This is a genomic window from Caproicibacterium sp. XB2, from assembly GCF_044880635.1.
In the GTDB taxonomy this organism is placed as follows: domain Bacteria; phylum Bacillota; class Clostridia; order Oscillospirales; family Acutalibacteraceae; genus Caproicibacterium; species Caproicibacterium lactatifermentans.
Genome location: NZ_CP173227.1, coordinates 1,149,481 through 1,175,109, shown reverse-complemented (window position 1 = coordinate 1,175,109; position 25,629 = coordinate 1,149,481). Strand labels below are relative to the sequence as shown.

At 50.1% G+C, this 25,629-nt stretch carries 21 protein-coding genes, 1 tRNA gene and 1 riboswitch; of the genes, 13 read left to right on the top strand and 9 right to left on the bottom strand.

The window, feature by feature from the left end:
* Positions 1-73: 73 nt before the first annotated feature.
* From ACIHKT_RS05880 to ACIHKT_RS05855, 6 genes are all read left to right on the top strand, one after another.
* A tRNA-Gly gene (locus ACIHKT_RS05880) sits at positions 74-149 on the top strand.
* Positions 150-335: 186 nt separating this feature from the next.
* Positions 336-2,156, top strand: coding sequence for a translational GTPase TypA (gene typA, locus ACIHKT_RS05875; protein WP_404352032.1), 1,821 nt, complete (start codon positions 336-338; stop codon positions 2,154-2,156).
* Between the two features lie 22 nt (positions 2,157-2,178).
* Positions 2,179-3,078, top strand: a complete 900-nt coding sequence (locus tag ACIHKT_RS05870; protein WP_086035936.1) for a 3'-5' exonuclease — start codon at positions 2,179-2,181, stop codon at positions 3,076-3,078.
* Between the two features lie 112 nt (positions 3,079-3,190).
* Positions 3,191-4,024, top strand: a complete 834-nt coding sequence (pgeF, locus tag ACIHKT_RS05865) for a peptidoglycan editing factor PgeF (protein ID WP_086035935.1) — start codon at positions 3,191-3,193, stop codon at positions 4,022-4,024.
* Complete coding sequence (locus ACIHKT_RS05860) at positions 4,024-4,914, top strand: radical SAM protein (protein WP_086035934.1); 891 nt, start codon at positions 4,024-4,026, stop codon at positions 4,912-4,914. The genes pgeF and ACIHKT_RS05860 overlap by 1 nt, the downstream gene beginning before the upstream one ends.
* Positions 4,915-4,982: 68 nt before the next feature.
* Positions 4,983-5,891, top strand: a complete 909-nt coding sequence (locus ACIHKT_RS05855; protein ID WP_086035933.1) for a polysaccharide deacetylase family protein — start codon at positions 4,983-4,985, stop codon at positions 5,889-5,891.
* Between the two features lie 58 nt (positions 5,892-5,949).
* Here ACIHKT_RS05855 and ACIHKT_RS05850 read toward each other — a convergent pair whose 3' ends face one another.
* Positions 5,950-8,298, bottom strand: coding sequence for a cation-translocating P-type ATPase (locus tag ACIHKT_RS05850; RefSeq protein ID WP_086035932.1), 2,349 nt, complete (start codon positions 8,296-8,298; stop codon positions 5,950-5,952).
* A gap of 251 nt (positions 8,299-8,549) precedes the next feature.
* Here ACIHKT_RS05850 and ACIHKT_RS05845 point away from each other — a divergent pair, with 251 nt between their 5' ends.
* A complete protein-coding gene (locus tag ACIHKT_RS05845) occupies positions 8,550-9,869 on the top strand; it encodes an O-antigen ligase (RefSeq protein ID WP_174193044.1) in 1,320 nt (439 codons plus the stop codon).
* A gap of 94 nt (positions 9,870-9,963) precedes the next feature.
* On the opposite strand, the gene ribE is transcribed toward ACIHKT_RS05845, so the two are convergent.
* From ribE to gltX, 6 genes are all read right to left on the bottom strand, one after another.
* Positions 9,964-10,431, bottom strand: a complete 468-nt coding sequence (gene ribE, locus ACIHKT_RS05840) for a 6,7-dimethyl-8-ribityllumazine synthase (protein ID WP_086035930.1) — start codon at positions 10,429-10,431, stop codon at positions 9,964-9,966.
* 54 nt (positions 10,432-10,485) lie between these two features.
* Positions 10,486-11,685, bottom strand: a complete 1,200-nt coding sequence (locus ACIHKT_RS05835; RefSeq protein WP_086035929.1) for a bifunctional 3,4-dihydroxy-2-butanone-4-phosphate synthase/GTP cyclohydrolase II — start codon at positions 11,683-11,685, stop codon at positions 10,486-10,488.
* Positions 11,686-11,688: 3 nt separating this feature from the next.
* Positions 11,689-12,339, bottom strand: a complete 651-nt coding sequence (locus ACIHKT_RS05830) for a riboflavin synthase (RefSeq protein WP_086035928.1) — start codon at positions 12,337-12,339, stop codon at positions 11,689-11,691.
* Positions 12,339-13,427, bottom strand: coding sequence for a bifunctional diaminohydroxyphosphoribosylaminopyrimidine deaminase/5-amino-6-(5-phosphoribosylamino)uracil reductase RibD (gene ribD, locus ACIHKT_RS05825; RefSeq protein ID WP_174402975.1), 1,089 nt, complete (start codon positions 13,425-13,427; stop codon positions 12,339-12,341). The genes ACIHKT_RS05830 and ribD overlap by 1 nt, the downstream gene beginning before the upstream one ends.
* A 176-nt stretch (positions 13,428-13,603) precedes the next feature.
* A riboswitch (FMN riboswitch) is annotated at positions 13,604-13,719 on the bottom strand.
* A gap of 149 nt (positions 13,720-13,868) precedes the next feature.
* Entirely contained in the window at positions 13,869-15,563 is a 1,695-nt protein-coding gene (locus ACIHKT_RS05820; RefSeq protein ID WP_086035926.1) for a glutamine--tRNA ligase/YqeY domain fusion protein, read from the bottom strand.
* A gap of 76 nt (positions 15,564-15,639) precedes the next feature.
* Positions 15,640-17,112 (bottom strand): glutamate--tRNA ligase, encoded by a 1,473-nt coding sequence (gene gltX / locus ACIHKT_RS05815; RefSeq protein WP_086035925.1) that lies wholly within the window; start codon positions 17,110-17,112, stop codon positions 15,640-15,642.
* Positions 17,113-17,832: 720 nt separating this feature from the next.
* Between gltX and ACIHKT_RS05810 the strand changes: the two genes are divergently transcribed.
* From ACIHKT_RS05810 to ACIHKT_RS05795, 4 genes are all read left to right on the top strand, one after another.
* Positions 17,833-19,017, top strand: coding sequence for an acetyl-CoA C-acetyltransferase (locus ACIHKT_RS05810; RefSeq protein ID WP_086035924.1), 1,185 nt, complete (start codon positions 17,833-17,835; stop codon positions 19,015-19,017).
* A 39-nt stretch (positions 19,018-19,056) separates the two neighbouring features.
* A complete protein-coding gene (locus ACIHKT_RS05805; protein WP_086035923.1) occupies positions 19,057-19,833 on the top strand; it encodes an enoyl-CoA hydratase-related protein in 777 nt (258 codons plus the stop codon).
* Positions 19,834-19,881: 48 nt separating this feature from the next.
* Complete coding sequence (locus ACIHKT_RS05800; protein ID WP_174193045.1) at positions 19,882-20,721, top strand: 3-hydroxybutyryl-CoA dehydrogenase; 840 nt, start codon at positions 19,882-19,884, stop codon at positions 20,719-20,721.
* Positions 20,722-21,070: 349 nt separating this feature from the next.
* Positions 21,071-21,436 (top strand): DUF6483 family protein, encoded by a 366-nt coding sequence (locus ACIHKT_RS05795; protein ID WP_086035921.1) that lies wholly within the window; start codon positions 21,071-21,073, stop codon positions 21,434-21,436.
* Between the two features lie 69 nt (positions 21,437-21,505).
* Here the strand turns inward: ACIHKT_RS05795 and ACIHKT_RS05790 are convergent, their stop codons facing one another.
* Positions 21,506-22,849, bottom strand: a complete 1,344-nt coding sequence (locus tag ACIHKT_RS05790) for a butyryl-CoA:acetate CoA-transferase (protein WP_086035920.1) — start codon at positions 22,847-22,849, stop codon at positions 21,506-21,508.
* A 281-nt stretch (positions 22,850-23,130) separates the two neighbouring features.
* On the opposite strand from ACIHKT_RS05790, the gene ACIHKT_RS05785 reads away from it, so the two are divergent.
* Complete coding sequence (locus ACIHKT_RS05785) at positions 23,131-24,183, top strand: helix-turn-helix transcriptional regulator (RefSeq protein ID WP_086035919.1); 1,053 nt, start codon at positions 23,131-23,133, stop codon at positions 24,181-24,183.
* A 6-nt stretch (positions 24,184-24,189) separates the two neighbouring features.
* Here ACIHKT_RS05785 and ACIHKT_RS05780 read toward each other — a convergent pair whose 3' ends face one another.
* Positions 24,190-24,771 (bottom strand): manganese efflux pump MntP family protein, encoded by a 582-nt coding sequence (locus ACIHKT_RS05780; protein ID WP_086035918.1) that lies wholly within the window; start codon positions 24,769-24,771, stop codon positions 24,190-24,192.
* Positions 24,772-25,008: 237 nt separating this feature from the next.
* On the opposite strand from ACIHKT_RS05780, the gene hisH reads away from it, so the two are divergent.
* Entirely contained in the window at positions 25,009-25,629 is a 621-nt protein-coding gene (hisH, locus tag ACIHKT_RS05775) for an imidazole glycerol phosphate synthase subunit HisH (RefSeq protein WP_086035917.1), read from the top strand.

Genomic DNA, 25,629 nt, shown 5'->3' with positions numbered 1-25,629 from the left:
GAATTTTTTAAAAAAATTGATAGAAAGATGTTGACAAATTCAAATTGCTGTAGTATTATACTACTTGTTCAGTGCGAATGTAGCTCATTTGGTAGAGCGCCACCTTGCCAAGGTGGAGGTAGCGAGTTCGATCCTCGTCGTTCGCTCCAGGCTTTTGCCGCGTATCTGGTTGGTACGCGGCTTCTTTTTGCCCGGTTTTCATTTTCCGCCAAGTGTGCTATAATAAATTTTACCTGTAGAAAAAGGCGGATTTTCGGGCACCCGGACACTTTTTTCTGTAGTCCCTACTATCCCGGCTGCTGCGGGGTAGATAAAAGTAAAATGAGGTATGACAAATGGATACAAGAAATGACATTCGCAATGTTGCAATTATCGCCCATGTTGACCACGGCAAAACGACGCTGGTCGACCAGCTGCTGCGGCAGAGCGGTGTTTTTCGAAGCAACGAAGAGGTCGAAGAACGTGTCATGGACTGCAACGACTTGGAAAGAGAACGCGGCATTACAATCCTTTCTAAGAACACGTCCGTCATGTATAAAGATATAAAAATCAATATCGTGGATACTCCCGGCCATGCCGACTTCGGCGGCGAAGTGGAACGTATTCTGACGATGGTCGACGGTGTTCTGCTGCTGGTAGATGCCTTTGAAGGCTGTATGCCGCAGACTCGCTTTGTTCTGAAAAAGGCACTGGCTCTTGGCAAAAAGCCAATCGTTGTTGTCAACAAGATTGACCGTCCCGGCGCCCGCCCTGCAGAAGTAGTAGATGAAGTGCTGGATCTGTTCATTGAACTGGGTGCCAACGACAACCAGCTGGACTTTCCGGTGGTTTACACTTCTGGCCGTGACGGCTATGCAGTTAATGACCCGGAGGAAAAGGGCGTCGATATGAAGCCGCTGTTCGACGCAATCCTTAAGTATATTCCTGTACCGAAGGGTGAACTAAATGGCCCGGCACAGGTTCTGTTTAGCAATATTGACTATGATGATTATGTGGGCCGTATCGGCATTGGCCGTGTGGAACGCGGACAGATTAATGTAGGTCAGATGATGACGCTGTGCCACCGCGACGGCACAACACACACCGAACGTATTACCAAACTGTATCAGTTTGAGGGCCTGAAGCGAGTAGATGCAGAAACCGCGAAGATGGGTGATATTGTTGCCGTCTCCGGTATGCCGGACCTAAACATCGGAGAAACAGCCTGTGACCCGGAGCATTTGGATATGCTGCCGTTCGTCAAGATTGATGAGCCGACCGTTTCTATGATGTTCATGGTCAACAATAGCCCCTTCGCCGGCCGGGAGGGCAAATTTGTCACTTCCCGAAACCTGCGCGACCGTCTGGCCCGTGAAATACAGACCAACGTGGCTTTGCGCGTAGAAGAAACTGATTCTGCGGATACCTTTAAAGTTTCCGGCCGTGGGGAGCTGCACCTGTCCATTCTCATTGAGGAAATGCGCCGTCAAGGTTATGAGTTCCAGGTTTCCAGCCCAACGGTTATCTATAAAGAAATAAACGGCAAGCGCTGTGAGCCTATGGAACTTTTGATGATTGAAGTACCGGACGATTATGTCGGCCCTGTTATGGAAAAGCTCGGTTCCCGCAAGGCAGAACTAGTGAACATGGGCACACGTGACACCGGCATTACACACATGGAGTTCCGTATTCCGGCCCGTGGCTTGATGGGCTATCGGCAGGAGTTCCTGACCGATACCAACGGCAACGGCATTATGAATAGTGTGTTCGACAGCTATGAGCCGTACAAGGGCGAAATCGTTGTGCGCAACACCGGCAGTTTGGTTGCCTTTGAAAACGGCACTACCACCGGCTATGGCCTCTGGTATGCACAGGACCGCGGCCGTCTGTTCATCGGACCTGGCGTGGAAGTATATGAGGGTATGATTGTCGGTTCCAACCCAAAAAATGAGGACATTGCCGTTAACGTCTGCAAAAAGAAGCACGTTACCAACACCCGTGCCGCTGGTTCTGATGAAGCACTGAAGCTGACACCGCCGGACAACCTCAGCCTGGAACAGTGCCTGGAATTCATCCAGGACGATGAACTGCTGGAAGTCACTCCCAAGTCCCTGCGTATGCGCAAAAAGATTTTGAACAAAGAACAGCGCATGAAGAACCTGAGCAAGAAGAAATAACGCCTGCGCAGAAGGAAATCTTATGAAACCAATCGTCATTTTGGACTTGGAGTGGAACGGCACTTACAGCAGGCGACTGAAAGGCTTCATCAATGAAATCATTGAGTTTGGTGCGGTCAAGGTGGACGATAGCCTGCAGAGGATGGACACATTTTCTATGTTGGTTCGTCCGCAGGTCGGCAAGAAAATCAGCGAGAAAATTGCGGAACTTACCAGCATTACGGACGAGGACCTGGAGCACGGCGGCCGTTTTATGCAGGTGGTCAGCCGATTCCGCCGCTGGGCAGGTGACTGCCTGCTCATGACGTGGGGCACCTCCGATATTCAGGCGCTTATTGAAAACTGCCGTTACTTTAATGGCAGTGACCGCATTCCGTTTCTGGAAGAATATGTGGACCTGCAGGCGTACTGTGAAAAGTGCCTTTCCTATAAAAAAGGACAGCAGATAGGCCTTTCCACTGCGGCGGAGATGCTGAACATCAGCGAGGAAACGTTTGACCACCACCGTGCACTGGACGACAGTCTGCTTTCTCTGCAGTGCCTGCGGAAGCTGTATCGGCCTGACCGTATGCGGCCTTTTGTGCAGAATGCCCGCACAAAAGATTTTTATGACCGTATGGAATTCCGCACGGTTATTCTGTGCGATTTGGATAACCCGCTTGTGAAACAGACAAATATGGATTTTGATTGTCCGGTTTGTGGGGCGGCTGCCCAGCGGCAGACGGCATGGTCGCTGCACAACAAAAGTTTTCACGCAGTGTTTCACTGCTCTGTATGCGGCAGAGCTTTTCACGCCCGTATGCAGTTTAAGCTGAAATATGAGGGACTTTCTGTGCGTAGGACTACGCATTTGCTGCAGCTGAAAGAGAATGCAGAACATACGGAGAAATCCAATGACCTGAACGGTACGGAATCATTATAAGATAATATCTGCCCCCAAAAAAGCTGCCATATGGCAGCTTTTTTACTGCCTTGCTTTTCTTGGGGTAGAATGGTAAACTGACAGGCATAGAAAATGAATACAGGAGGAAACGATGAAAACTGCCGGTAATATGCTTTTGTCCAAAGTAAATGGCGTTCCATTTTTACAACTGTCTTCCTTTCGGGAACAGCCATGGCTGCACCATGCCTTTGCCACACGGCAGGGCGGCATCAGCAGCGGCATTTACGCTACCATGAATCTCGGCTTTGGTCGCGGCGACACAGATGCAAACGTACTGGAAAATTACCGCCGGTTCTGTGCGGTGGCCGGTTTTTGTGTGGAGGACCTTGTGGCTACTGCACAGACACATAAAACCGAGGTCCTGCGGGTAGGCCAAAAAGACCGCGGGGCGGGTATCTTGCGGTCCAAACCATGGCATGACATTGACGCACTGATTACCAACGAACCGCATGTTGCGCTGTGCGTTTATGGCGCGGACTGTGTACCGCTTATGCTGGCGGACCCGGTGCACCATGCCATTGGTGTAGCACACGCCGGTTGGCGCGGTACCGCAGCCAACATGGCGGGCACTGTGGTGGCTGCGATGCAGCAGGCCTTTGGCACGAATCCCATTGACCTGCTGGTTGGCATTGGTCCCTCTATCGGTCCCTGCTGCTTTGAAGTAGACGAGCCGGTTGTAAAGGCATTTCTGGCGAACCCGCTGCTGCTCCCACAAGACTGCATGACGGAAAAGGGCGGCGGCAAATGGAACATTGACCTGTGGGAGGCGAATGCCCAGCTGCTGCGCAGTGCGGGCGTACAGAAAATAGAAAAGGGAATGCTCTGCACCCATTGTCATCCGGATTTGCTGTGGTCCCATCGGGCAACCAATGGGAAGCGCGGCGGTATGTGCGGTATTCTTTGTATTACGGAGGCGCTTTCCTAATGGCACAAAAGAACGGCTGTGATCTTTGCCCGCGGCACTGCGGTGCGGAACGTACGGAAAGCGCTGGAAACGGATACTGCGGCATGGGAACGCTGCCGGTGGTGGCACGTGCGGCACTGCATTATTGGGAAGAACCGTGCATCAGCGGAAAGAAGGGGAGCGGTGCTGTCTTCTTTACCGGCTGTTCGCTGCAGTGTATTTTCTGCCAAAATCATCAAATCAGTACCGAACGCGCTGTTGGAAAGCAGCTGACGCCGCGGCAGCTGTCTGATGTATTTTTCCGGTTGATTGACGCGGGGGCACTTAACATCAATCTAGTCAGTGCCGCGCATTTCGTACCGGCCATTGTGGAGGCGCTGTCTATTCGGCCGCTGCCAGTGCCGGTTGTGTACAATTCCGGCGGCTATGAAACGCTGGAAACATTGAAAATGCTGGATGGGCTGGTGCAGATTTATCTGCCGGACTATAAATACGATGATGTGGAGTTGGCACGATGCTTTTCCGGTGCATCGGACTATGTGGATACGGCCCGTGCCGCCATTTTGGAAATGGCCCGTCAGACCGGTCCCTGTCAATTTGACGGCAATGGCATTTTGCAGCGAGGGACGATTGTCCGGCATTTGCTGCTGCCGGGGCATACCCGGGATTCTCTCGCGGCGCTGGATTGGCTGGCGAAAAACCTGCCGGATGGCACACGGGTCAGCCTGATGGGACAATATACGCCCTGCGGCAAAATTGCCGATTATCCGGAACTGAACCGCCGTGTGACTGCCCGCGAGTACAATAAAGTACAGCAGCATTTGTTCGACCTCAATTTAAACGGCTATGTGCAGGAACTATCTTCTGCCCAAAAAGAGTATATCCCGCAGTTTGACTTAACGGGTGTGTAAAATATCTTTTAGAAACAGCATAAAGTAAAAGTTTCCCCCGTATGTAAGAAAGAGGGGGGGATTGCGACATGAATTTTATTCGGTACCGGATACACCGTGCGGCCACTACACTTGTGGCGGTTGCCGTTGTGCTGGCAGCGGCGGGCTGCCTGCATACTTCCGGCACAGTGCAGACGTCAGCGGTACCGACAAAGCTGACGGCGTCCGGTGTGCAGCTGCCGATTTTAATGTATCACAGTATGCTGCCGCCGTCTGTTCTGCGCGGCAAGTATATTGTTTCGCCATCCCTTTTTGAGAAAGATTTGCAGTATCTACAAAAAGAGAAATACACGACGGTTACCATGCAGAACCTGCTGGACTATGTTCATGGGAAAGGGGATCTGCCACAGAAGCCGATTATCATCAGCTTTGATGACGGCTACTATAACAACTACAAATATGCTTATCCGCTGCTGAAAAAGTATCATATGAAAATGATTTTTTCGCCTATTGGCATCTGTACGGAACAGTACAGCAAAGGGGACAGTGACCATTGGACATATTCCCATGTGACGTGGAAAGAATTGGACGAGATGCTGAAAAGCGGCACGACTGAAGTGCAGAACCATACTTATAACCTGCACCATGACCGCAAAAGCGGCCGGCTGGGTGTCAGTAAGCGCCGCAGTGAAAGTGTTGCTGACTATCAGAAAATGCTGCGCGGTGACCTTTCCTATATGCAGGACCTGATGTATCAGCATACAGGCGTGCATATGAACACCTTTGTCTATCCGTTTGGCGCCATGAGTGAGGCCACCGGGGACGTGATCCGTTCGCTCGGCTTCCAGGCGACCATGACCTGCACGGAGCATATTAATGTTATTACACGGGACCCGGAGTGCCTATATGGTTTGGGCCGTTATCTGCGCCCGCCGGACATCACGCCGGAACAGTTTTTTGCCAAAAAGATTCTTCCGGCGGGGCAAAAGCTGAAATAAAAAAGGTACTCTTCCTACAGTGCAGTTGTGGGAAGAGTACCTTTTTCTATATCATCGGTTAATTTACACGACGCATTAAAATGCGTTCAATCAGGTGTAGGAACATCATAAACATACTGACCGAAGCGAAAATCAGCGGAAGCAGAATCAGCAGCATGGGTGCGTTCAGCGGTGTCAAGCTGAACATATTTCCCATAAAGATATAAGCCAGCACAAAGGCTACACACATTGTGACAAACAACAGAACGTGCTTGCCGTTAAAGGGCATACATACGCGGAATAGAATCATAAACATAGTGAAAGCCATGAGAACCACCGCCGCGGTTGAAAGCTGCTCATAGGGAAGTTTAACGTAGAAGTTGACGGCTTCCAACAGAAGCACGCTGAACACCATCGTCAATGTGCCGGGAATGGCCTTTTTAATGATATTTAACATAAATCGGCCGTGCAGCCGTTCTCGGTTTGGTTCCAGGGAAAGGACGAAGGACGGGAAGCCAATCGCCAGCGCATTCAAAAGCGTAAACTGAATGGGCTGGAACGGATAACGGCTTTGGATAAAGATAAAACAAACAGCCAAAATGGTGCTGAAAAATGCTTTGATGAGGAACAGCGACGAGGAGCGCTGCAGGTTGTTGATGGAACGCCGGCCTTCTGCCACAATATGCGGCATGGAAGCAAAATCAGAATCCAGCAGCACAATCTGGGAAACCGTGCGGGCAGCGTCACTGCCCGAGGCCATGGCGATGCTGCAGTCGCTTTCTTTCAGTGCGAGCACATCGTTGACGCCGTCACCGGTCATTGCTACTGTGTGACCGTCCGCTTTTAATGCCTTAACAATCTGCAGTTTCTGCTGTGGTGTCACACGCCCAAACACCGTGTATTTTCGTACAGCGGCTTGAATTTCTTCGTTGGTATGCAGCGTTGTGGCGTCTACCCAGCGGTCAGCATGTTCTAAGCCGGCCTTTTTGGCAATATTGGCGACCGTGACGGCACTGTCACCGGAGATGACTTTCAGGTCCACGTTTTGGTCCGCAAAGTATTGCAGCGTTTCGCGTGCACTTTTGCGGATACGGTCGCTGAGATACAGCAGGGCAATGGGCTGAATGTCCGTTGGCAGTTCCCTGCCGTCCGCTTCAAATGGCAGGGAACTGTGTGCCAGCAGCAAAACACGCTGGCCCTTTGCGGCTGCTTTGTCCTCTTTTTCATGCAGCGATGCAAACCGTTCACCCATAATAAACTCACCGGCACCGATAACGAATGTCCCATGGTCCGCAAAATTGACGCCGCTCCATTTGCGTGCGGAGGAAAACGGAACAGTGGACAGGCTTTCCCAGCCGGGGTTATCCGGATACTTTTCCCGCATGGCTTGCGCGGTCGGGTTTTGGTCCTGTAGGGTGAATGTGACCGCGGCGACCGCAGCCCCCATCTGTTCTGGTGTCAGTGTATTGATCAGTGGCTCCATCTCGTCCACTTGCATGGTGCCTTCTGTGATGGTGCCGGTTTTATCCAGACAAATTGTGTCCACCCGTGCCAGCATTTCTATAGAATACAGCTCCTGTACGAGGGCATTATGGAACGAAAGGCGTACCACACTGCTTGCCAGCACGATACTAGTCAGCAGTACCAGTCCTTCCGGAACCATGCCGACCAGAGCGGCTACCGTACTGACGATTGCCTGTGCATAGCTGGAATTTGACACGACCATTTCTTTGTAAAAAAGCACCAGCCCTACCGGGATTAGGGCGAAGCCGATAATGCGGATAATGAGATTGATACTTTTCATAATCTCGCTGTTTGTCTTTTTTACATATTTTGCGCTGCCGGTAATTTTGGCGGCGTAATTTTCTTTGCCAACGTGTTCTACCTGTGCACGGCAGGTACCGGAAACGATGAAGCTTCCGGAAAGCAGGTGGTCACCAACCTGCTTTACAATAGGGTCGCTTTCGCCGGTAATCAAGGATTCGTTGACTTCACAGCTACCGGATGCCACCACACAGTCGGAACAAATTTGGTTGCCGGTTGTCAGCTGTAAAATATCATCCAGAACGATATGAGAAACCGATATATCCCACAGCTTGCCGTCACGCAGAACATGGGCTTTGGGGGAGGAAATGAGGGAAAGTTTGTCAATCGTTTTCTTGGCGCGTATCTCCTGAAAGCAGCCCACAATGGTATTGCACACCGCCACGCCGATAAACAGCATATTTTTATAGGAACCAACGGAAAAAACCAGCGCACCTAAAATGAGGTTTAATATATTAAAAGGGGTAATAATATTTTTGCGGACAATTTGCCCGACACTTTGCGTCTTCATTTCCTCTTCGCCGTTGATGAGTCCCTGCTGGGTGCGCGTGCGCACTTCTTCACGCGACAGCCCTGTTTGGGTGTCGGTCGGTAAACGTTCCATATCTTGCACTCCTTATCCGACAGAAAATCTATACTGAAAGTTATTATACTATATTCCGCAAGGCAGGGTACAGGAAAAAAGGTTTTTTTTGCAAAGCTTTTCTGAAAATTCACAAATTGATGCTGATTGACGCTGAAAAGAAAATAATTCACAAAAGGAGAAATAAAAAATTGACATTTTCAGCACTTTCTTTCTTGCCTTTCTGCGAGGGAATGTTATAATTAGGTTACATCATTGAGAGATTTGCATGTATGCGTCGGCGCTTTTTCCTTTTTGGCAGGATTATTTCTGCCAGAAAGGCTTTTTATCGCCCGGATACAGGAAAGGAGCTGGTCCATATCGCACAGGTAAAGGACCTGGTGGCGGCGGCAAAACGGGGCCTGCAAAAATTGCAGACAAACGCGGCTTTTGCCGACAAATGCCTTGCACTGGTGGTCATCGGTTCATTATATCTGCCCAGTACGGTCAGCGGTTTCACTATTATTGCAGCTTCATTTTATGTCATGGCAAACTATCAGCGCCGGGGAAAGGTGTTTGGCGCGCCATATTTTAAGCTGTTGTTTGGTTCTTTTGTTTTTTCATTTTTTATATCGGCTTCTTATCGGAACTATATGGGTATGGCTATGACGCTGATGCTGCTGGCCATGATGGTATACGGCATGTATCTGCGCAGCGTGATGACGCGCGGCCTGCTGGACGAAATGCTGGATCTTGCGTGCCTGATGAGTGTGCCCGCAGTGCTGGCGGCTGTCTTGCAGAAAGCAGTGACTTTTGCCGCCGATCCCAGTTACCGCCCGGTGTCCTTCTTTAATAACGCAAACTATTTCGGCATGATGATTGAGTTTACGGTGGCAATCATTCTGTACCGTGCCCTGCGCAACCGCCGTGCGTTGTCCATGTACACGGTCCTGTTGGGTGTAAACATGCTGGGACTGTATCTGTGTGGTTCCATGTCGGCGCTGGCGGCTGTGTCCTGTGGTATTTTTGTCTTTCTGCTGTGCAAGCACCGCCGCAAATTGGCTGGCCTGTACGGTATCGTGCTGGTGGCTTTCTTTGCAGTCAACAAGGTGGTGCCGGCACTGTTCCCCCGCACAGAGGCAATCTCTTATACAACGGATCAGCGCCTGTCTATTTGGCACGGAGCTGTTTCCGGCATTCTGCAGACACCTCTGTTTGGCCGCGGAATGCGTGCCTATAGCATAGTGCATGATTTATTTGGTACCTATCCCACATATCACTGCCATAACCTGTACCTTGACTGTCTGCTGGATTTTGGTATTCTGGGCAGTGCAGTGATGCTGATTTTCGGCTGGTATTATCTGCGTGGCATTATCCGCCGTATTCGTGGCCGTCGGGCCTGCAATGCAGACCTGCTGTTTTTGACTGTACTCATTATGACATTAGTACACGGCTGCACAGATGTGACAATTTCCTGGACGCAGACAGGTATGCTGTTCTTTATTTTGTTCTCTGCCACGGGCGTTTCGCTGCAGAGGAACCGTCAGACTTCGCTGTCCGTATCCCACAGCTATTACCACCAGTCACCGCGGACCGTAAAGTATTATCAGTAAAGAAGACGGGTCTTCAGACCTGCCTGCAGCTAATAAAAAGCGATGTATCTGCTTTCTAAAACAGATGCATCGCTTTTTTGCTGTTTTTTGGAAGTTAGGCTTTCAGTTCCCGAATCAGGTTAACCATCTCAATGGCACCGCTGGCGCACTCAAAGCCCTTGTTGCCGGCCTTGGAACCGGCACGCTCCAGCGCCTGCTCCAGGTTTTCCGTTGTCAGCACACCAAACATTACCGGAATACCGCTGGAAAGGGATACCTGCGCGATTCCTTTGGACATCTCACTGCAGACATAATCATAGTGGCTGGTGCTGCCGCGGATAACGGCGCCCAAACAGATAACGGCTTCATAGCGGCCGCTGGTTGCCATTTTGGAAGCAATCAGCGGAATTTCAAATGCGCCGGGTACCCACGCAAGGTCAATATCATTGTCATTTACATTGTGACGTTTCAGACCATCCAGTGCGCCGCCAATCAGCTTGTTGGTAATTAGTTCATTGAAACGGGAAGCGACAATACCGACCTTGATGTGTTCCGATACCAGTTTTCCTTCTAAAGTACGCATGATGCAGATCTCCTTTTATATCTTTACTTTATCGCACCGTTCTTTTCATAAAGTTCAGTAGTTGAGAATATGGCCCATCTTTTTTTCTTTCGTCTGCAGGTAGAATAGGTCATAGTGGTTTGCAGGAATCTGTATTGGCACTCGTTCGATGATTTTCATACCGTAGTCTTCCAGCTGATAAACCTTGTCCGGGTTGTTGGTCAGCAGGCGCAACGTCTTTGCGCCGAGGTCCTGCAGGATTTGCGCGCCGATATAGTATTCACGCAGGTCACTGGCAAAACCGAGGGCGAGGTTTGCCTCCACAGTATCCATACCTTGGTCCTGCAGTTCGTAGGCACGCAGCTTGTTGATAAGGCCAATACCGCGTCCTTCCTGCCGCATATACAGAAGAATACCGCGGCCTTCCTGCTCAATCATCTGCATGGCGGCGGCCAGCTGCTGGCCACAGTCACAGCGGGCCGAACCAAAGGCATCTCCGGTCAGGCACTCGGAATGAACGCGGCACAGCAGGTTCTTGCCGTCGCCAATGTCACCCTTTACCAGCGCCACATGATGTTCTCCATTTAATTCATTGACATAGCCGTAGGCTACAAAGTTGCCGTACTTAGTGGGCAGTTTTGCCTTTGCAACGCACTCAACCAACTTATCGTGCTTTTTGCGGTAGTCCTGCAGTGCTTTAATGGTAATAAATTTAATGCCCCATTTTTGTGCCATTTTCTTCAGTTCGGCGGTACGCATCATGGTGCCGTCCTCACGCATAATTTCACAGCACAAGCCGCACTGTTTCAGGCCAGCAAGGCGCAGCAGGTCTACGGTTGCTTCCGTGTGACCGCTGCGTTCCAGCACGCCGCCTTTTTTGGCACGCAGCGGGAACATATGGCCTGGGCGGCGGAAGTCTTCCGGATGAACATCGTCTTCCACACATTTGCGGGCAGTTATGCCACGCTCCTCGGCAGAAATACCGGTGGTGGTGCTGACATGGTCAATGGACACTGTGAAAGCGGTTTCATGGTTGTCGGTGTTGTTGCTGACCATCTGCGGCAGCAGCAGTTTATCGCATATCTCGTTGCTCATGGGCATACAGATGAGCCCTTTGGCATGAGAAGCCATAAAATTCACGTTTTCAGTTGTCGCAAACTGGGCTGCACAAATTAGATCACCCTCGTTTTCCCGGTCCGGGTCGTCTGTGGCTAAGATAAGCTTTCCCTGTTTCAAATCTTCCAGTGCTTCTTCAATCGTGCTGAACTCAAACATACGTTAATCCTCCATTCTGTATTTCAAATCCTGGTAAACTATATTTTTGTGGGAGTGGTTGGGTGGGGAAAGGTTCAAAAATTTTTCTGTATACTTCCCGATGATATCGGTTTCCAAATTAACGGTACTGCCGCGCCGCAGGTACTGCAGCGTCGTATGTGCCGTTGTAAAAGGAATGACGGAAATGGAAAAATCAGTGCCTGTCACATTGGCTACGGTCAGGCTGATACCGTCCACGGTGATGGAACCTTTCTCCACAATATACCGCAGAAGCTCGTTCCCAGCACGAATGGTGTACCAGACAGCGTTGTCGTCACGGGATACAGAAGTTACTGTTCCGGTGCCATCCACATGGCCTGTCACCAAGTGCCCGCCGAAGCGTCCGTTTGCAGCCATGGCACGTTCCAGATTAACTGGACTGCCGTGATGCAGCAGATGGAAAGAAGTGCGGTTCATGGTTTCATGTACAGCGTCTGCCGTAAAGGTGGTAGGGGACAGGGCGGTTACGGTCAGACAAACGCCGTTTACTGCAATGCTGTCGCCCAGATGGCTGCCCTGCAGCACTTTGTCTGCACGGATTGTCAGGGATGCGGAAGCGGCACCCTGTCGGATAGCCTGTACAGTACCCACTTCTTCAATGATTCCTGTAAACATCACAGCACCCGGCTTTCCAGCAGCAGGTCATCACCCAGACGGGTAATCGTGGGCGGGGAGAGACGGACGGCGTCCTGCGGTGAAGCAGCGCCCGTACCGCCAATGGGGGATTTTGCGGCGGCACCGCCGAAAAGCTTTGGCGCGATATATGCCTGTACTTTCTCTATGATGCCGCTTTGCAGGGCGGACCAATTTAGTTCCGCACCGCCCTCTACAATAACGCTGTCCAATTTTCGTCGACCCAGCTCCTGCATCAGCTGGGCAAGGTCCACATGACTGTTTTTTTTCGGTATCTGTAAGATTTCACACCCGGCTTTGCGATAGGGCTCCTGTCGTTGCGTGTCCGCACAGCAGGTTGCCAGCAGTGTGGGGACCCGACCGGCTGTTGTCACCACCTTTGCGGTGAGCGGTGTGCGCAGATGTGTATCACAGATGACGCGCACTGGATTTTGTCCGCCCTCCGGCAGTCGGCAGGTCAGCAGTGGGTCGTCCGCCAGCACAGTGCCGACACCCACTAAAATGACCGTATAGCGGTTCCGGTCCCGATGAACCTGCTCGCGGGCTTCTTCTCCAGTAATCCACTTGGAAAGGCTGGTCGCAGTTGCTATTTTTCCGTCCATAGTCATGGCATACTTTAAAATACCATAAGGAACATGATGTTGAATGAAATAGAAAAATGGTTCGTTGAGCTGGTTACATTCTTCCCGAAGGACGCCTTCCGTTACCGAAATGCCGTGTTCCCGCAGAATGCGCACACCCTTTCCGCCTACCAACGGGTTCGGGTCAGGGGAGCCGACCACCACGCGGCGAATGCCGTTTTGAATAACCGCGTCCGTACAGGGTGGTGTTTTGCCCCAGTGACAGCAGGGTTCCAGTGTGACATAAAGGGTTGCGCCGCTGGCCGATTCTGTGCAGTCAGCCAGCGCGTTGCGCTCGGCGTGCAGCCCGCCGTACTTTTGGTGGAATCCCTGCCCAATGATGCGCCCGTCTTTTACAATAACGGCGCCGACCATTGGGTTCGGGTCCACTTTTCCACTGCCTTTTTTGGCAAGGGAAAGGGCCAAACGCATATACGCTTCATCCGTCATGAAAAATCACCTCATGTATAAAAATGCCCTGAATAGAATTGACCATTCAGGGTATGACAGTTTTTGACGGCGTGCAAGGATATCCTGCTGCGGCACATACAAAAAAGTCCTGGAATGACAGCGCATTCCAGGACAAATAAACGTATGAAATACAGGCAGACCTATTTTCACACAGCTTTACTCTTCTTTTATTCAGACTTTTACTGCCGGCTTTGGAATTTCACCAAATCATGCCTTGCGGCTCGTGGGCTTTACCACCGATAGGGAATTGCACCCTGCCCTGAAGATTTTACCTATTCAGTTTGTTGAACTATGTTATAGTATAGACAATCTTTGTGAAAATGTCAATATAATTTTTTGAAAAAAGAATATAATTCCATAGGAATGTGCAAAAAGCGCCCCGAAAGCCACACAAAATCCGGCCGGGGCGCCAAAAGGATTTTATTTTTTACGCGGCTTAAAGCTGTCCTTCAAAGAAACAGAACGGTTAAAGACCATGTGCTGCGGGGTGGAATCCTTATCAAAGCAGAAATATCCCTCCCGCATAAACTGGAACGGTGTCTTTGCGTCTGCCTGCTGCAGGGTGGGTTCCACTTTGCAGTTCGGCAGTACTTCCAGAGAAGACGGATTCAAAACTTTTAAGAAGTCGTCCTCCTGTTCCGGCTCCGGTACTGTAAACAGGCTGCCGTACAGGTGGATTTCCGCATCGGCACAGTTTTTAGCATCTACCCAGTGGATTGTGCCGCGCACCTTGCGGCCGTCCGGCGTATCTCCGCCGCGGGTAGCAGGGTCATACTCAGCATATACGGTTGTAACGCTGCCGTCTTCCGCCTTTTCACAGCCGGTGCAGCGCACAATGTAGGCGGCCTTCAAACGAACTTCATTCCCAGGGAAAAGCCGGCGATAACCTTTAACCGGCATTTCCAGAAAATCGCCCGCTTCTATCCACAACTCACGGGAAAACGTAACAGTATGGGAGCCATCCTGCGGACGCTCCGGGTTATTTTCCATCTCAAAGGTTTCCGTTTTGTCGGCAGGGTAGTTAGTCAGCACCAGCTTAATCGGGTGCAGAACCGCCATGGTGCGCTGTGCCGTTTGGTTCAGGTCTTCACGCAGGCAGTGTTCCAGGAAACCATACTCTACAGTGGAATTTACCTTAGAAACGCCGATGCGTTCGCAGAAAGTGCGAATAGAGGCCGGCGTAAAGCCACGGCGGCGCAGGCCGCACAGGGTGGGCATACGGGGGTCGTCCCAGCCGGTTACATAGTTGCCCTCCACTAGCTTGCGCAGTTTACGCTTGCTCATAACGGTATTATTAATGCCCAGACGGGCAAACTCAATCTGACGCGGTTTTGCCGGCAGGTCGATGTTGTTAATCACCCATTCGTACAATGGACGGTGGTCCTCAAACTCCAGTGTGCACAGGGAGTGGGTGATGCCCTCAATGGCGTCCTCAATCGGGTGGGCAAAGTCATACATGGGGTAAATGCACCACTTGCCGCCGGTGCGGTGGTGGGGCATATGGTTGATGCGGTACAGCACAGGATCACGCAGGTTAAAGTTGCCGGAGGTGAGGTCGATTTTTGCGCGCAGTGTCATACGGCCGTCCTCAAACTCGCCGGCCTTCATGCGGGCAAACAGGTCCAGATTCTCCGCTGTTGGGCGGTCCCGGTATGGGCTGACTGCTGGATGTGTCAAGTCACCGCGGTTTTCGTGCATCTGCTCCGGTGTCAGTTCACACACATAGGCGAGACTCTTTTGAATCAGCTTAACGGCCAGTTCATACATCGTGTCAAAGTAGTCGGAAGCATAATGGAAGCGGCTGCCCCAATCAAAGCCAAGCCAGTGGATATCCTCCTGAATAGCGTTGACATATTCGGTGCCCTCTTTGGTCGGGTTGGTGTCATCCATGCGCAGGTTGCACAGACCGCAAAATTTTTCTGCGGTGCCGAAATCCACGCAAATCGCTTTGGCATGACCAATATGCAGATAGCCGTTCGGTTCCGGCGGAAAGCGGGTGTGTACACGCTGTCCGGCAAAGCGGCCGTTTTTTGCAATGTCTTCTGTAATAAAGGTATGAATGAAATTGCCGCTGCCTGTTTCTTCGGCAGGGCGGGTTTCATTGGTTTCACTCATGAAAGTTCCTCCTGTATTTTGCCCGCCTGTCCATTATTTTTATATACTTATATAGGATAGGCAGTTTGCTGTAAAATCAAGCAGTCGTTTTTGCCGCTTCTGCTTTTTCAAAGCCGGCCTGCAGCCGCCGCAAAGATTCTTCCTTTCCCAGCAGGGAGAGAATCTCCATGGCACCGCCGGGGGTTACCTTTTGACCGGCCGCCGCGATGCGCACAGGCCACAGCAGAGTACCATTCTTTACACCCAGTGTTTTGGCAAGCTTCAGCAGGTTGCTGTGCAGGGAATCCACACTCCAGTCAGAAAGGGCCGTCAGGTCCTCCAGTGCGGCCTTCAGCATAACGGGGGCGTTGTCCATGGTTGCTTTGCTCTTTTTGTTGATGAACAGGTCAGCATCATACTGCGGCAGTTCTTTGAAGAAAGCAAGCATTCCTGGAATCTCCGGCAGCCGAGTCACACGCGGCTGCAGCATATCCGCCAGAATGGTCCAGTCCTTTTCAGCATCTCCGAATACCTCGCGGAAGTAAGGCATGGATTTCTGAATAAAGGTTTCTTTTGGCATTTTCTTAATATACTCGCCGTTCATCCACGCAAGCTTGTCATAATCAAAGATAGCCGGACTTTTGCTGATACCGTCAATGCAGAACGCTTTTTCCAGTTCGGGAAGGGTAAACAGTTCCTGCGTGTCCTTTGGAGCCCAGCCGAGCAGAGCAATATAATTGATGATTGCCTTCGGCAAGTAGCCTTCTTTGACCAAATCGGCAAAACCGGTGGAGCCATGGCGCTTAGAAAGCTTGCTGGTGCTACCGTCCGGGTTGTGGCCCATAATCAGCGGCAGATGGATATATGTTGGCACCTGCCAGCCAAAGGCTTCATACAGCAGATTGTACTTTGGTGTACTAGTCAGGTATTCACAGCCGCGCACCACATGCGTAATGTGCATCAGGTGGTCGTCAATGACATTGGCAAAGTTGTAGGTCGGGTATCCGTCTGACTTAATTAGAATCTGGTCCTCCAGCTCGCTGTTCTCAATGGTGATGGTGCCAAACACGCTGTCCGTAAAGGAGGTGCTGCCTTCCAGCGGCATTTTCTGTCGAATGACCCATGGCTTGCCGGACTGCAGGAGCTGCTGCACTTCTGCCTGGGGCAGGTTGCGGCAGTGGCGGTCATAGCCGCCCAGACCGTTTTCATCATGCAGGGTAGCCAGACGTTCTTTGCTGCAGAAACAGTAGTATGCTTTTCCTTCTTTTACTAGCTGCTGCGCATAGGGCAGGTAGATGTTTTTGCGCTGGCTTTGCACATAGGGACCGTAAGGGCCGCCGACGTCTGGGCCCTCGTCGTGCTGCAGGCCTACCTGCTGCAGTGTATGATAAATAACGTCCGTGGCACCTTCCACGAAACGTTCCTGGTCCGTGTCTTCTATCCGAAGAACGAAGGTGCCACCCTGTGACTTTGCAATCAGATATTCAAACAGGGCAGTGCGCAGGTTTCCCACGTGCATAAAACCAGTGGGGCTTGGTGCAAAGCGGGTCCTGACAGTCTGTTTTTCCATAAAAAATTACCCCTTTTCATGTACGTCTTTCTATTATACCGAAAAAGGACACACAGTGCAATCTTATATTTCAGCTATTTCGGCAGCTCTCAGGTACTTTTTCCTCTGGCAGATGCGGCATAGGAGAAAACACAAAACTTAGTCTGTTTACCGCAGAAAAATGCGGATATTTTCATTTTTGTAATCAGGAAGTGGTCCTGCCTATAACCTGCCTATAAAAAGGTAGGACCTTTACGTATTCCAAAACAAGGGACAGGCGGCTTTCTGTGCCAGCCGGCAAAAAAACAATGCCAAAAAGGCAAAAGAGCACGAAATCCAACTTCTCATACAGATAAATTGTGTAAATGCCTAAAAATAAATCGTTCTTATAGAAAAATTACACAAGTGGTCGGACTTTCTCTTAAAAAAAGCAAATAAAAAGATATTGTTTCTGATTATTTATTAAAAATTTTAGAACTTTTTTAAAAATACGGGACAGAATGAAGAAAATATGATATAGTAAGCAATAAGCATTTAGACGAAAGCCGGGGGACCGAATGCGTAATTTTCGTGAAAACTTTGTAAAAAGTTTGCTAAAACTTTAACAAAATCCTTGCATTCGGCATCCGTTTGTGATATATTTAACTTGTGTTAAGAAGCTGCGTTGCCGAACCCGTAAATCGGGCGGCCAAACCAGCCTATTATAAAGCAAAGCCATATAAATGAATGGAGGAAACAAAGATGTCTAGAAAAATCGTATTAGCAGGTGCCTGCCGTACGCCTATCGGAAAAATGGGCGGCATGTTCGTGAATACCTACACCCCTGAACTGGCTACTATCGTAGTTAAGGAAGCTCTGAAGCGTTCCGGTGTTCCAGCAGAGGCTGTTGATGAAGTTATCCTGGGCTGCGTGTTCCAGGGCGGCATCGGCCAGAACGTTGCCCGTCAGGCTGCTGTTTATGCAGGTATCCCGATTAGCACTCCTGCTTTCACACTGAACAACCTGTGCGGCTCCGGTCTGAAGAGCATCAACGTTGCTGCAGGCCTCATTCAGGCTGGCCAGGCTGACATTATTGTCGCCGGCGGCGCTGAGAACATGTCCAACGCTCCTTATCTGCTGAAAAAAGCACGTTTTGGCTATCGCCTGAACGACGGTGTTCTCATTGACTCCATGCAGAACGATGGTCTGTGGGATACTTTCCATCATTATCCTATGGGCATCACTGCTGAAAATGTTGCTGAGAAGTATGGTATCACCCGTGAGATGCAGGATGAATTCTCCGCAAACAGCCAGCAGAAGTGCCAGAAGGCTCTTGCTGCCGGCAAGTTCAACGATGAAATCGTTCCGGTCGAAGTCAAGCAGAGAAAGAAGACCGTTCTGATTGACAAGGATGAAGCCCCGCGTGCTGGCATTACTGCTGAAAGCATTTCCGGTTTGAAACCTTGCTTCAAAGAGGGCGGCACTGTTACCGCTGCTAACTCCTCCGGCATCAACGATGCAGCTTCCGCTGTTGTCGTAATGACAGAAGAAAAGGCCAAAGAGCTGGGCGTCAAGCCATTGGCTTTTTGGATTGACGGTGCTTCTGCTGGTGTTGATCCGGCTTACATGGGCTTGGGCCCGATCGACGCAACCAAGAAAGTTATGAAACACAGTGGCATGTCCGTAAAGGATATGGACCTCGTCGAAGCAAACGAAGCATTTGCTGCACAGTCCATCGAAGTCTGCCGCGAACTGAACTTCGATATGGACAAGGTCAACGTCAACGGCGGCGCTATCGCATTGGGCCATCCGGTTGGCTGCTCTGGCTGCCGTATCTTGACAACCCTGATGTACGAAATGCAGAGAAGACAGAGCGAGTATGGTCTGGCTACTCTGTGTGTTGGCGGCGGCATGGGTGTTGCTACAATCGTTAAGAGATACGAATAATCTCTTTCTGGAATTGTATTGTAAAGAGGGCTGTTAATAATGAGCTATGTAAAATATGAACAGAAAGACTTTGTCGGCATTATCACCATCGACCGCGAGAAATCCCTCAACGCCTTAAATCCTGAAGTGCTGGCTGACTTGGAAGCTGTCGTTGACGCTATTGATGCGGACAAGACCCGCTGCGTAATCGTTACAGGTGCTGGTAAAAAGGCATTTGTTGCTGGCGCAGATATTGGTGCCATGAGCACCATGGGCCCTGCAGAGGGCCGCGCATTCAGCGCAAACGGCAACGATGTTTTCCGTAAAATTGAAAAGTTGCCGATGCCTGTTATCGCTGCAATCAACGGTTATGCACTCGGCGGCGGCTGCGAGCTGTCCCTGAGCTGCGACATCCGCATTGCTGCTGACAACGCTGTTTTCGGACAGCCTGAAGCTGGTCTGGGCATTACCCCCGGCTTTGGCGGCACACAGCGTCTTGCCCGTACCATTGGTGTAGGCAAGGCCAAGGAAATGATTTATACTGCCCGCAATATTAAGGCTGACGATGCTTATCGTGTGGGTCTGGTCAATGCCGTTTACCCGTTAGACCAGCTTATGGATGAGGCCATGAAGATGGCTCAGCGTATTGCCGGCAATGCACCTATCGCTGTCCGTCAGTGCAAGAAGGCCATTAACATGGGCCTGCAGATGGATATTGATACGGCAGCTTCTTTTGAGCCGGAAATGTTTGCTGCATGCTGTGGCACACAGGACCAGCACAACGCGATGACTGCTTTCTGCGAGAAGCGGAAGCACGATCCGTTTATCAACAAGTAATTGTTGCACATTTCTAAAAAATTTGAATCTTGATTGGAGGATTTTCTCATGATCGTTGGCATTATTGGTGCCGGAACCATGGGCTCCGGAATTGCACAGGCTTTTGCTCAGACAGATGGTTATGAAGTTCGTCTTTGCGACGTGAAACCCGAATGGGCTGCAGGCGGCAAGGGCAAGATCCAGAAGAGCCTGGATCATCTGGTAAAGAAGGGCAAAATGGATCAGGCACGCGAGGATGCTATCCTTGCAAAAGTCACAACCGGCACAAATGAAATTGCTGCTGACTGTGATCTGATTGTTGAAGCTGCTCTGGAAAAGATGGACATTAAGCAGGGTATCTTCAAACAGTTGGACGAACTCTGCAAACCCGAGTGCATCTTCTCTTCCAATACTTCTTCTCTGTCTATCACAGAGATTGGCCATGGCATCAAGCATCCGGTTATTGGTATGCATTTCTTCAACCCGGCTCCTGTTATGAAGCTGGTCGAAGTTATTGCCGGCATCAACACCCCGGACGAGGTTGTCGAGAAGGTTAAGGCAATTTCCAAGGAAATTGGCAAGACTCCGGTACAGGTTAAGGAAGCTCCTGGCTTCGTTGTTAACCGTATCCTGGTCCCGATGATTAACGAAGGCATTGTTGTGCTGTCCGAGGGCACTGCTACTGCTGAGGATATTGATACCGCTATGAAGCTGGGTGCAAACCATCCGATGGGCCCGCTGGCTCTGTCCGACCTTATCGGCAACGATATCGTCCTCGATGTTATGGAAGTCCTGTACAACGAGACTGGCGATTCCAAGTATCGTCCGGCTCCGCTGTTGCGCAAGATGGTCCGTGGCGGCCTGCTTGGCAGAAAGTCCGGCAAGGGCTTCTACGACTACACGAAGTAAGTTTTACACGAAGCACTTTGTTTCCATGTAACGTGTAACGGAAATTTCCCCGTGCTGTTCTGGCGCTATGTGAAGTCGAGCATATCCATTAGGCATAAGTTTCTTCTCCTATATTCATCGGATTCATGCAATGAACACTTTCGCGGCAGGTATTGTCCCTGTCGGATTGTTCCAAGCTGCTGTTGACATACAGAAGACTTTTTGGTAGATGACGATGGGGCATCAAGCAGCTCCTACTGCTGCGGAAGAGAAATTCCTATAAAAATCCGGCTGTGAAGAGAAATCCTTGCAGCCGGATTTTTCTGTGTTATAATAAAAAATGAGAATAAAAAGGCAAGGGGTAAATGCAATGCTGGAAAATGACTGGGAAGAGAAACAGATTGACGTTGACGCAAAGCTGCTGGCAAAAATCATCTTCAATAAGGAAACACCCAATTATCTTCCGCTGGAGCATGAGCGGGATAAAAATGTGAATGCACTGTATGCGGAACTGAAAACACTGTGGCAGCAGAACCGGCTGAATGAGGCGGAGGACCTTCTGTACGAAAAAATGGATACCCGCAATTATCGATATCTGGAAATGGGTATTGACTTTTATATGAAGTTAAACCAAAAAACTGATGCAGAACTGGATGCGGCAGACTTTGAGAGGTCAGAAATCGCTGACGGTATGAAAGAGCTTGTTCATCGGTTCAACATTACATTGCCGGCATAAAAAATGACTCCCGAAACAGTCGCTTCGGGAGTCGTTTTTTATGAACAAATAAATGATTGGATGGCCTAATTAAATTTTATTGCTTCTGCGCCAGATGCCCTGTTTCTCAGCAGCTTTAATCAGCTGTTCACGGAAGTCCGGATGAGCAATGCTAATCAGTCTTTCAGCACGGCCCCAGGCGGAAACACCTTTCAGGTTAACCATGCCGAATTCTGTTACGACATACTGTGTGTTGGGACGTGTATCCGTTGTAATGGAGCCGGGCTCCAGTACCGGCAGGATACGAGAGTGAGCCTTGCCCTGTTTGTCCATGAAAGTGGAGGAGCAGCACAGGAAGCTTTTACCACCGTGGGAGAGATAAGCACCCAGTACGAAGTCGAGTTGTCCGCCGGCACCGGAAATCTGGCGGAAGCCGCTGGATTCACCGTTTGCCTGGCCATATAGGTCGATATTTACGATATTGTTAATGGAAATCATATTATCATGCTGACCGATGATACGGGGGTCATTGACATAGTCAACCGGCATTGCCATGCAGGAGGCGTTATCATCCAAATAGTCATACATTTCTTGATGACCGGAAGCAAATGCGTAGACCTGCATACCCGGGTTGACATTCTTTTTTCTGCCGTTGATGATGCCGCGCTCTGCCATTTTAACATAGGCATCAACATACATTTCTGTATGAACACCCAGGTCCTTCAGGTCAGACTCTGCCAGCAGGGAACCAACAGTGTTCGGCATGCCGCCAATACCCAGCTGCAGGCAGGCGCCGTTTGGAATCATCTTGACAATCTGTTTTGCCACGGCCAAATCCACTTCGGTGGAAGGCTTGGAGTCCGGCATACAGCGCACATATGGATCCTGCATTTCTACAATCGCGTCAACTTTGGAAATCGGAACACTTTCCTGATAACCGCCAAGGCAGCGCGGCAGCTTCGGGTTCACTTCCACGATGATGTGCTTTGCACGCTGGAAGACAGAGTATTGCATAGCACCGGAAGGACCAAAGCTGAAGTAGCCGTGTTTGTCCATGGGAGAAACCTGGCACATTGCTACATCGATGGGCGGCAGCTCATTGCGGTAGTAGCCGGGCATTTCAGAGAAGCGGTGCGGCACGGTGGTAATGAATCGTTTGGAAGCATAGTGACGCTCGGAACCTGTGTAGAACCAGGAATAAACGGAAAAGTGGTCCTGCGCGTCCGGAACATCAAAAATTTTCGGTGTTTCCATTTCAATGCCGACACGAACTTTTACGTCCTTCAGGTTTGGAATGTATTTTGCCAAAGCAATATCCAAATCGTGTACGGTACCGCAGTTAAAACCGTAGTCCACCCAGTCGCCGGATTTGACAGCCTGTACCGCTTTGTCAGCGGTCGTCAGTTTTTGTGCATATTCTTCTTGAAAACTCATGAATATCAACTGCCTTTCTTTTTTAAAGCAAAAATTGCGTTGCAGATGAACTGCGCTGCTTGTTAATAAAGTAACTATATTATAGCACTTTTTTACACAAAAGACAACAATCCGTTTATCGAATTGTTCTATATTTGTAAAAAAAGCACGACCTTTTTATACAAAAAAGCGAAGCTCTTTATGGCATTTTGTCGAACATATTTTTAGTCCTTGCACATGAATGCAGCGCTGCCGTACAATAAAAAGAGCAAACATTTATTTCCTGGAATAGGGTGAAAAATATGTCTTTGACAGAACGAAAAAATGAGCGGCTGCTGATAGTGCTGCAATTTTTAAGGCAGGAGGCTTCACCGGAACATCCACTGCCCATGCGTCGCATTCTGCTGGCACTGAAACGGAGGGGAATTGTCTGTGCAAGAAAAGCGGTTGGGCGGGATATAGCGGCTCTGCGCCGGTTTGGATACCCGATTGTGTTTACTCGTACACCGTACGCCGGCTATTATCTTACCTCCCGTGCGCTGAATACAGCCGAGGTGCGCATTCTGATTGATGCAGTGGATGCAGCCCCGTTTTTAACAGCGGATATGACAGAACAGCTTACCGAAAAATTACAGACATTGGTAAACCGGCGGGAACGTGCCGCACTGCAGAAACAAATCTATTATGACCCTAGCTGTAAACAGCAAAATACAGAAATCTGCTGCAGTATTGACGTTCTGCATCGGGCAATCGCGCAGGGAAGAAAAGTTTCCTTTTGGTACTACCACAGAACGCTGAAAAATAACCATATCCAGTTGAATGACGGGCGGCAGTTTGTCTTAAGTCCATATGCTCTTTTTTGGAAAAACGACCACTATTATTTGGCAGGCAATTACGAAAAATACAACACGGTCGGCAACTATCGGTTGGATCGCATGTACAAAGCCAAGATGCTGAAAAAGCCAGTCCGTCCTTTTTCAGAGGTTACCCCGTACCGTGAACGTTTCGATACAGCGGACTATCTGCACAGTGCGTTCTATTTGTATGGCGGCAAGGTGGAACAGCTGCTGCTGCGGTGTGACAGCAGTCTGTTGGACGTGCTGACAGACCGTTTTGGTTCGGAAGCAGAGGTGCTGGAAAGCAGCGGAGAAACATTCACCACACATGTACAGGTCCGTGTTAGTGAGGGTCTGTATGAATGGCTGCTGCAGTGCGGCGCGCGGCTGACAGTCTTGTCGCCGACTTATGTGCGGGACGAAATGCGCCACCGCATTCGTGATTTGTATAGCTTATATCGGCTTGCCGTGCCGGAAGAAGGCGGTGAGGAAGAGCCGCCGCAGGAAACGGACAGCTGAAACGCTTTACGAGAACCACATATGTTCTACAAAGATTTTGATGCCAATGCCAATCAGGACCAATCCACCGATAATCTGTGCTTTGCCTGTAAAGCGGTCACCGAATTTTTTGCCGATATATACACCGATATAGCATAAAACCAGTGTCACAACGCCAATTAAACAGACAGAAAGCAGCATCAACTGTGTGGTGGAGGCACCTACCGCACTGGGCAGCAGAATGCCGGTGGCCAGCGCGTCAATGCTGGTGGCTACCGCAAGCACCAGCAGCGTTCTGGTCGGAATGTTGTCCTGCAGACAGGCTTCACCGCCGTGACATTTGTGTGCCTCCCGCAGCATTTGAATGCCGATAATAGAAAGCAGAATCAGCGCAATCCAGTGGTCCACCGCATTGATGATGGAAGCGCCGGCCTTGCCAATCAGCCAGCCGATAATTGGCATTAGGGACTGAAACAGACCAAAGCATCCGGCAACTTTCAATGCAAAGGCGGGGCGCACTTTGCGGGTAACAGCGCCGTTTGCCAGGCTGACAGCAAAGGCGTCCATACTTAGCCCTACGGCAATGCCGATAAGGGAAACATAATCCATAAAAATCCTCCTTAAAAGGGACTTATTTCTTTATCATAGGAGGTGACATATCATTTGTCAATTCCTTTTATGTGGAAATTCGATATAGATATATATGTATAAAAGACAGCATACTTGAAAGCTTGTTTTTCGTCGTCGTCGGACAGTCAAAAATAGGGGAAGCAAATTGACTTTAGCACTGGAATATGCTAATCTATAGGACAATTAAAATGTTTGAATTAGAACAGGAGGCTTACCATGATAGCAGTCATTGATTATGGTGCGGGGAATCTGCAAAGTGTGCTGAAAGCCTTTCAGTACATTGGCAGCAGTGTACAAGTTACGGCAGACCCGGCTGTGCTGCGGATGGCGGATGCGGTAGTTTTGCCCGGTGTCGGTGCTTTTGCGGATGCCATGAGCCATTTGCGGGCGGCGGGACTGGTGGAAACCGTGCAGCAGCTGGCAGTTTCCGGCAAACCGTTCCTCGGCATCTGTCTTGGGCTGCAGCTGCTGTTTGAGAGCAGCGAAGAAGCACCGGGTGTGCCGGGATTGGGTATCCTGCGTGGGAAAATATGCCGCATTCCCGCCGGCCCGGGATTGAAAACGCCGCATATCGGTTGGAACAGCCTCCATGTATTGGATTGCTCCGGCATTTTTGCGGACCTGCCGAAAGAACCATATGTTTACTTTGTCCATTCTTATTATCTGAAAGCGGAGGACCGAAAAGTCGTGGCGGCCACTACACAGTATGGTGTGCGGATAGATGCGGCTGTACACAAGGGCAGCCTGTACGCGACACAGTTTCACCCGGAGAAAAGCGGCCGAGTAGGACTGCAAATGCTGCGGAACTTTGCGGCATTGGCAAAGGAGGGCAGATGA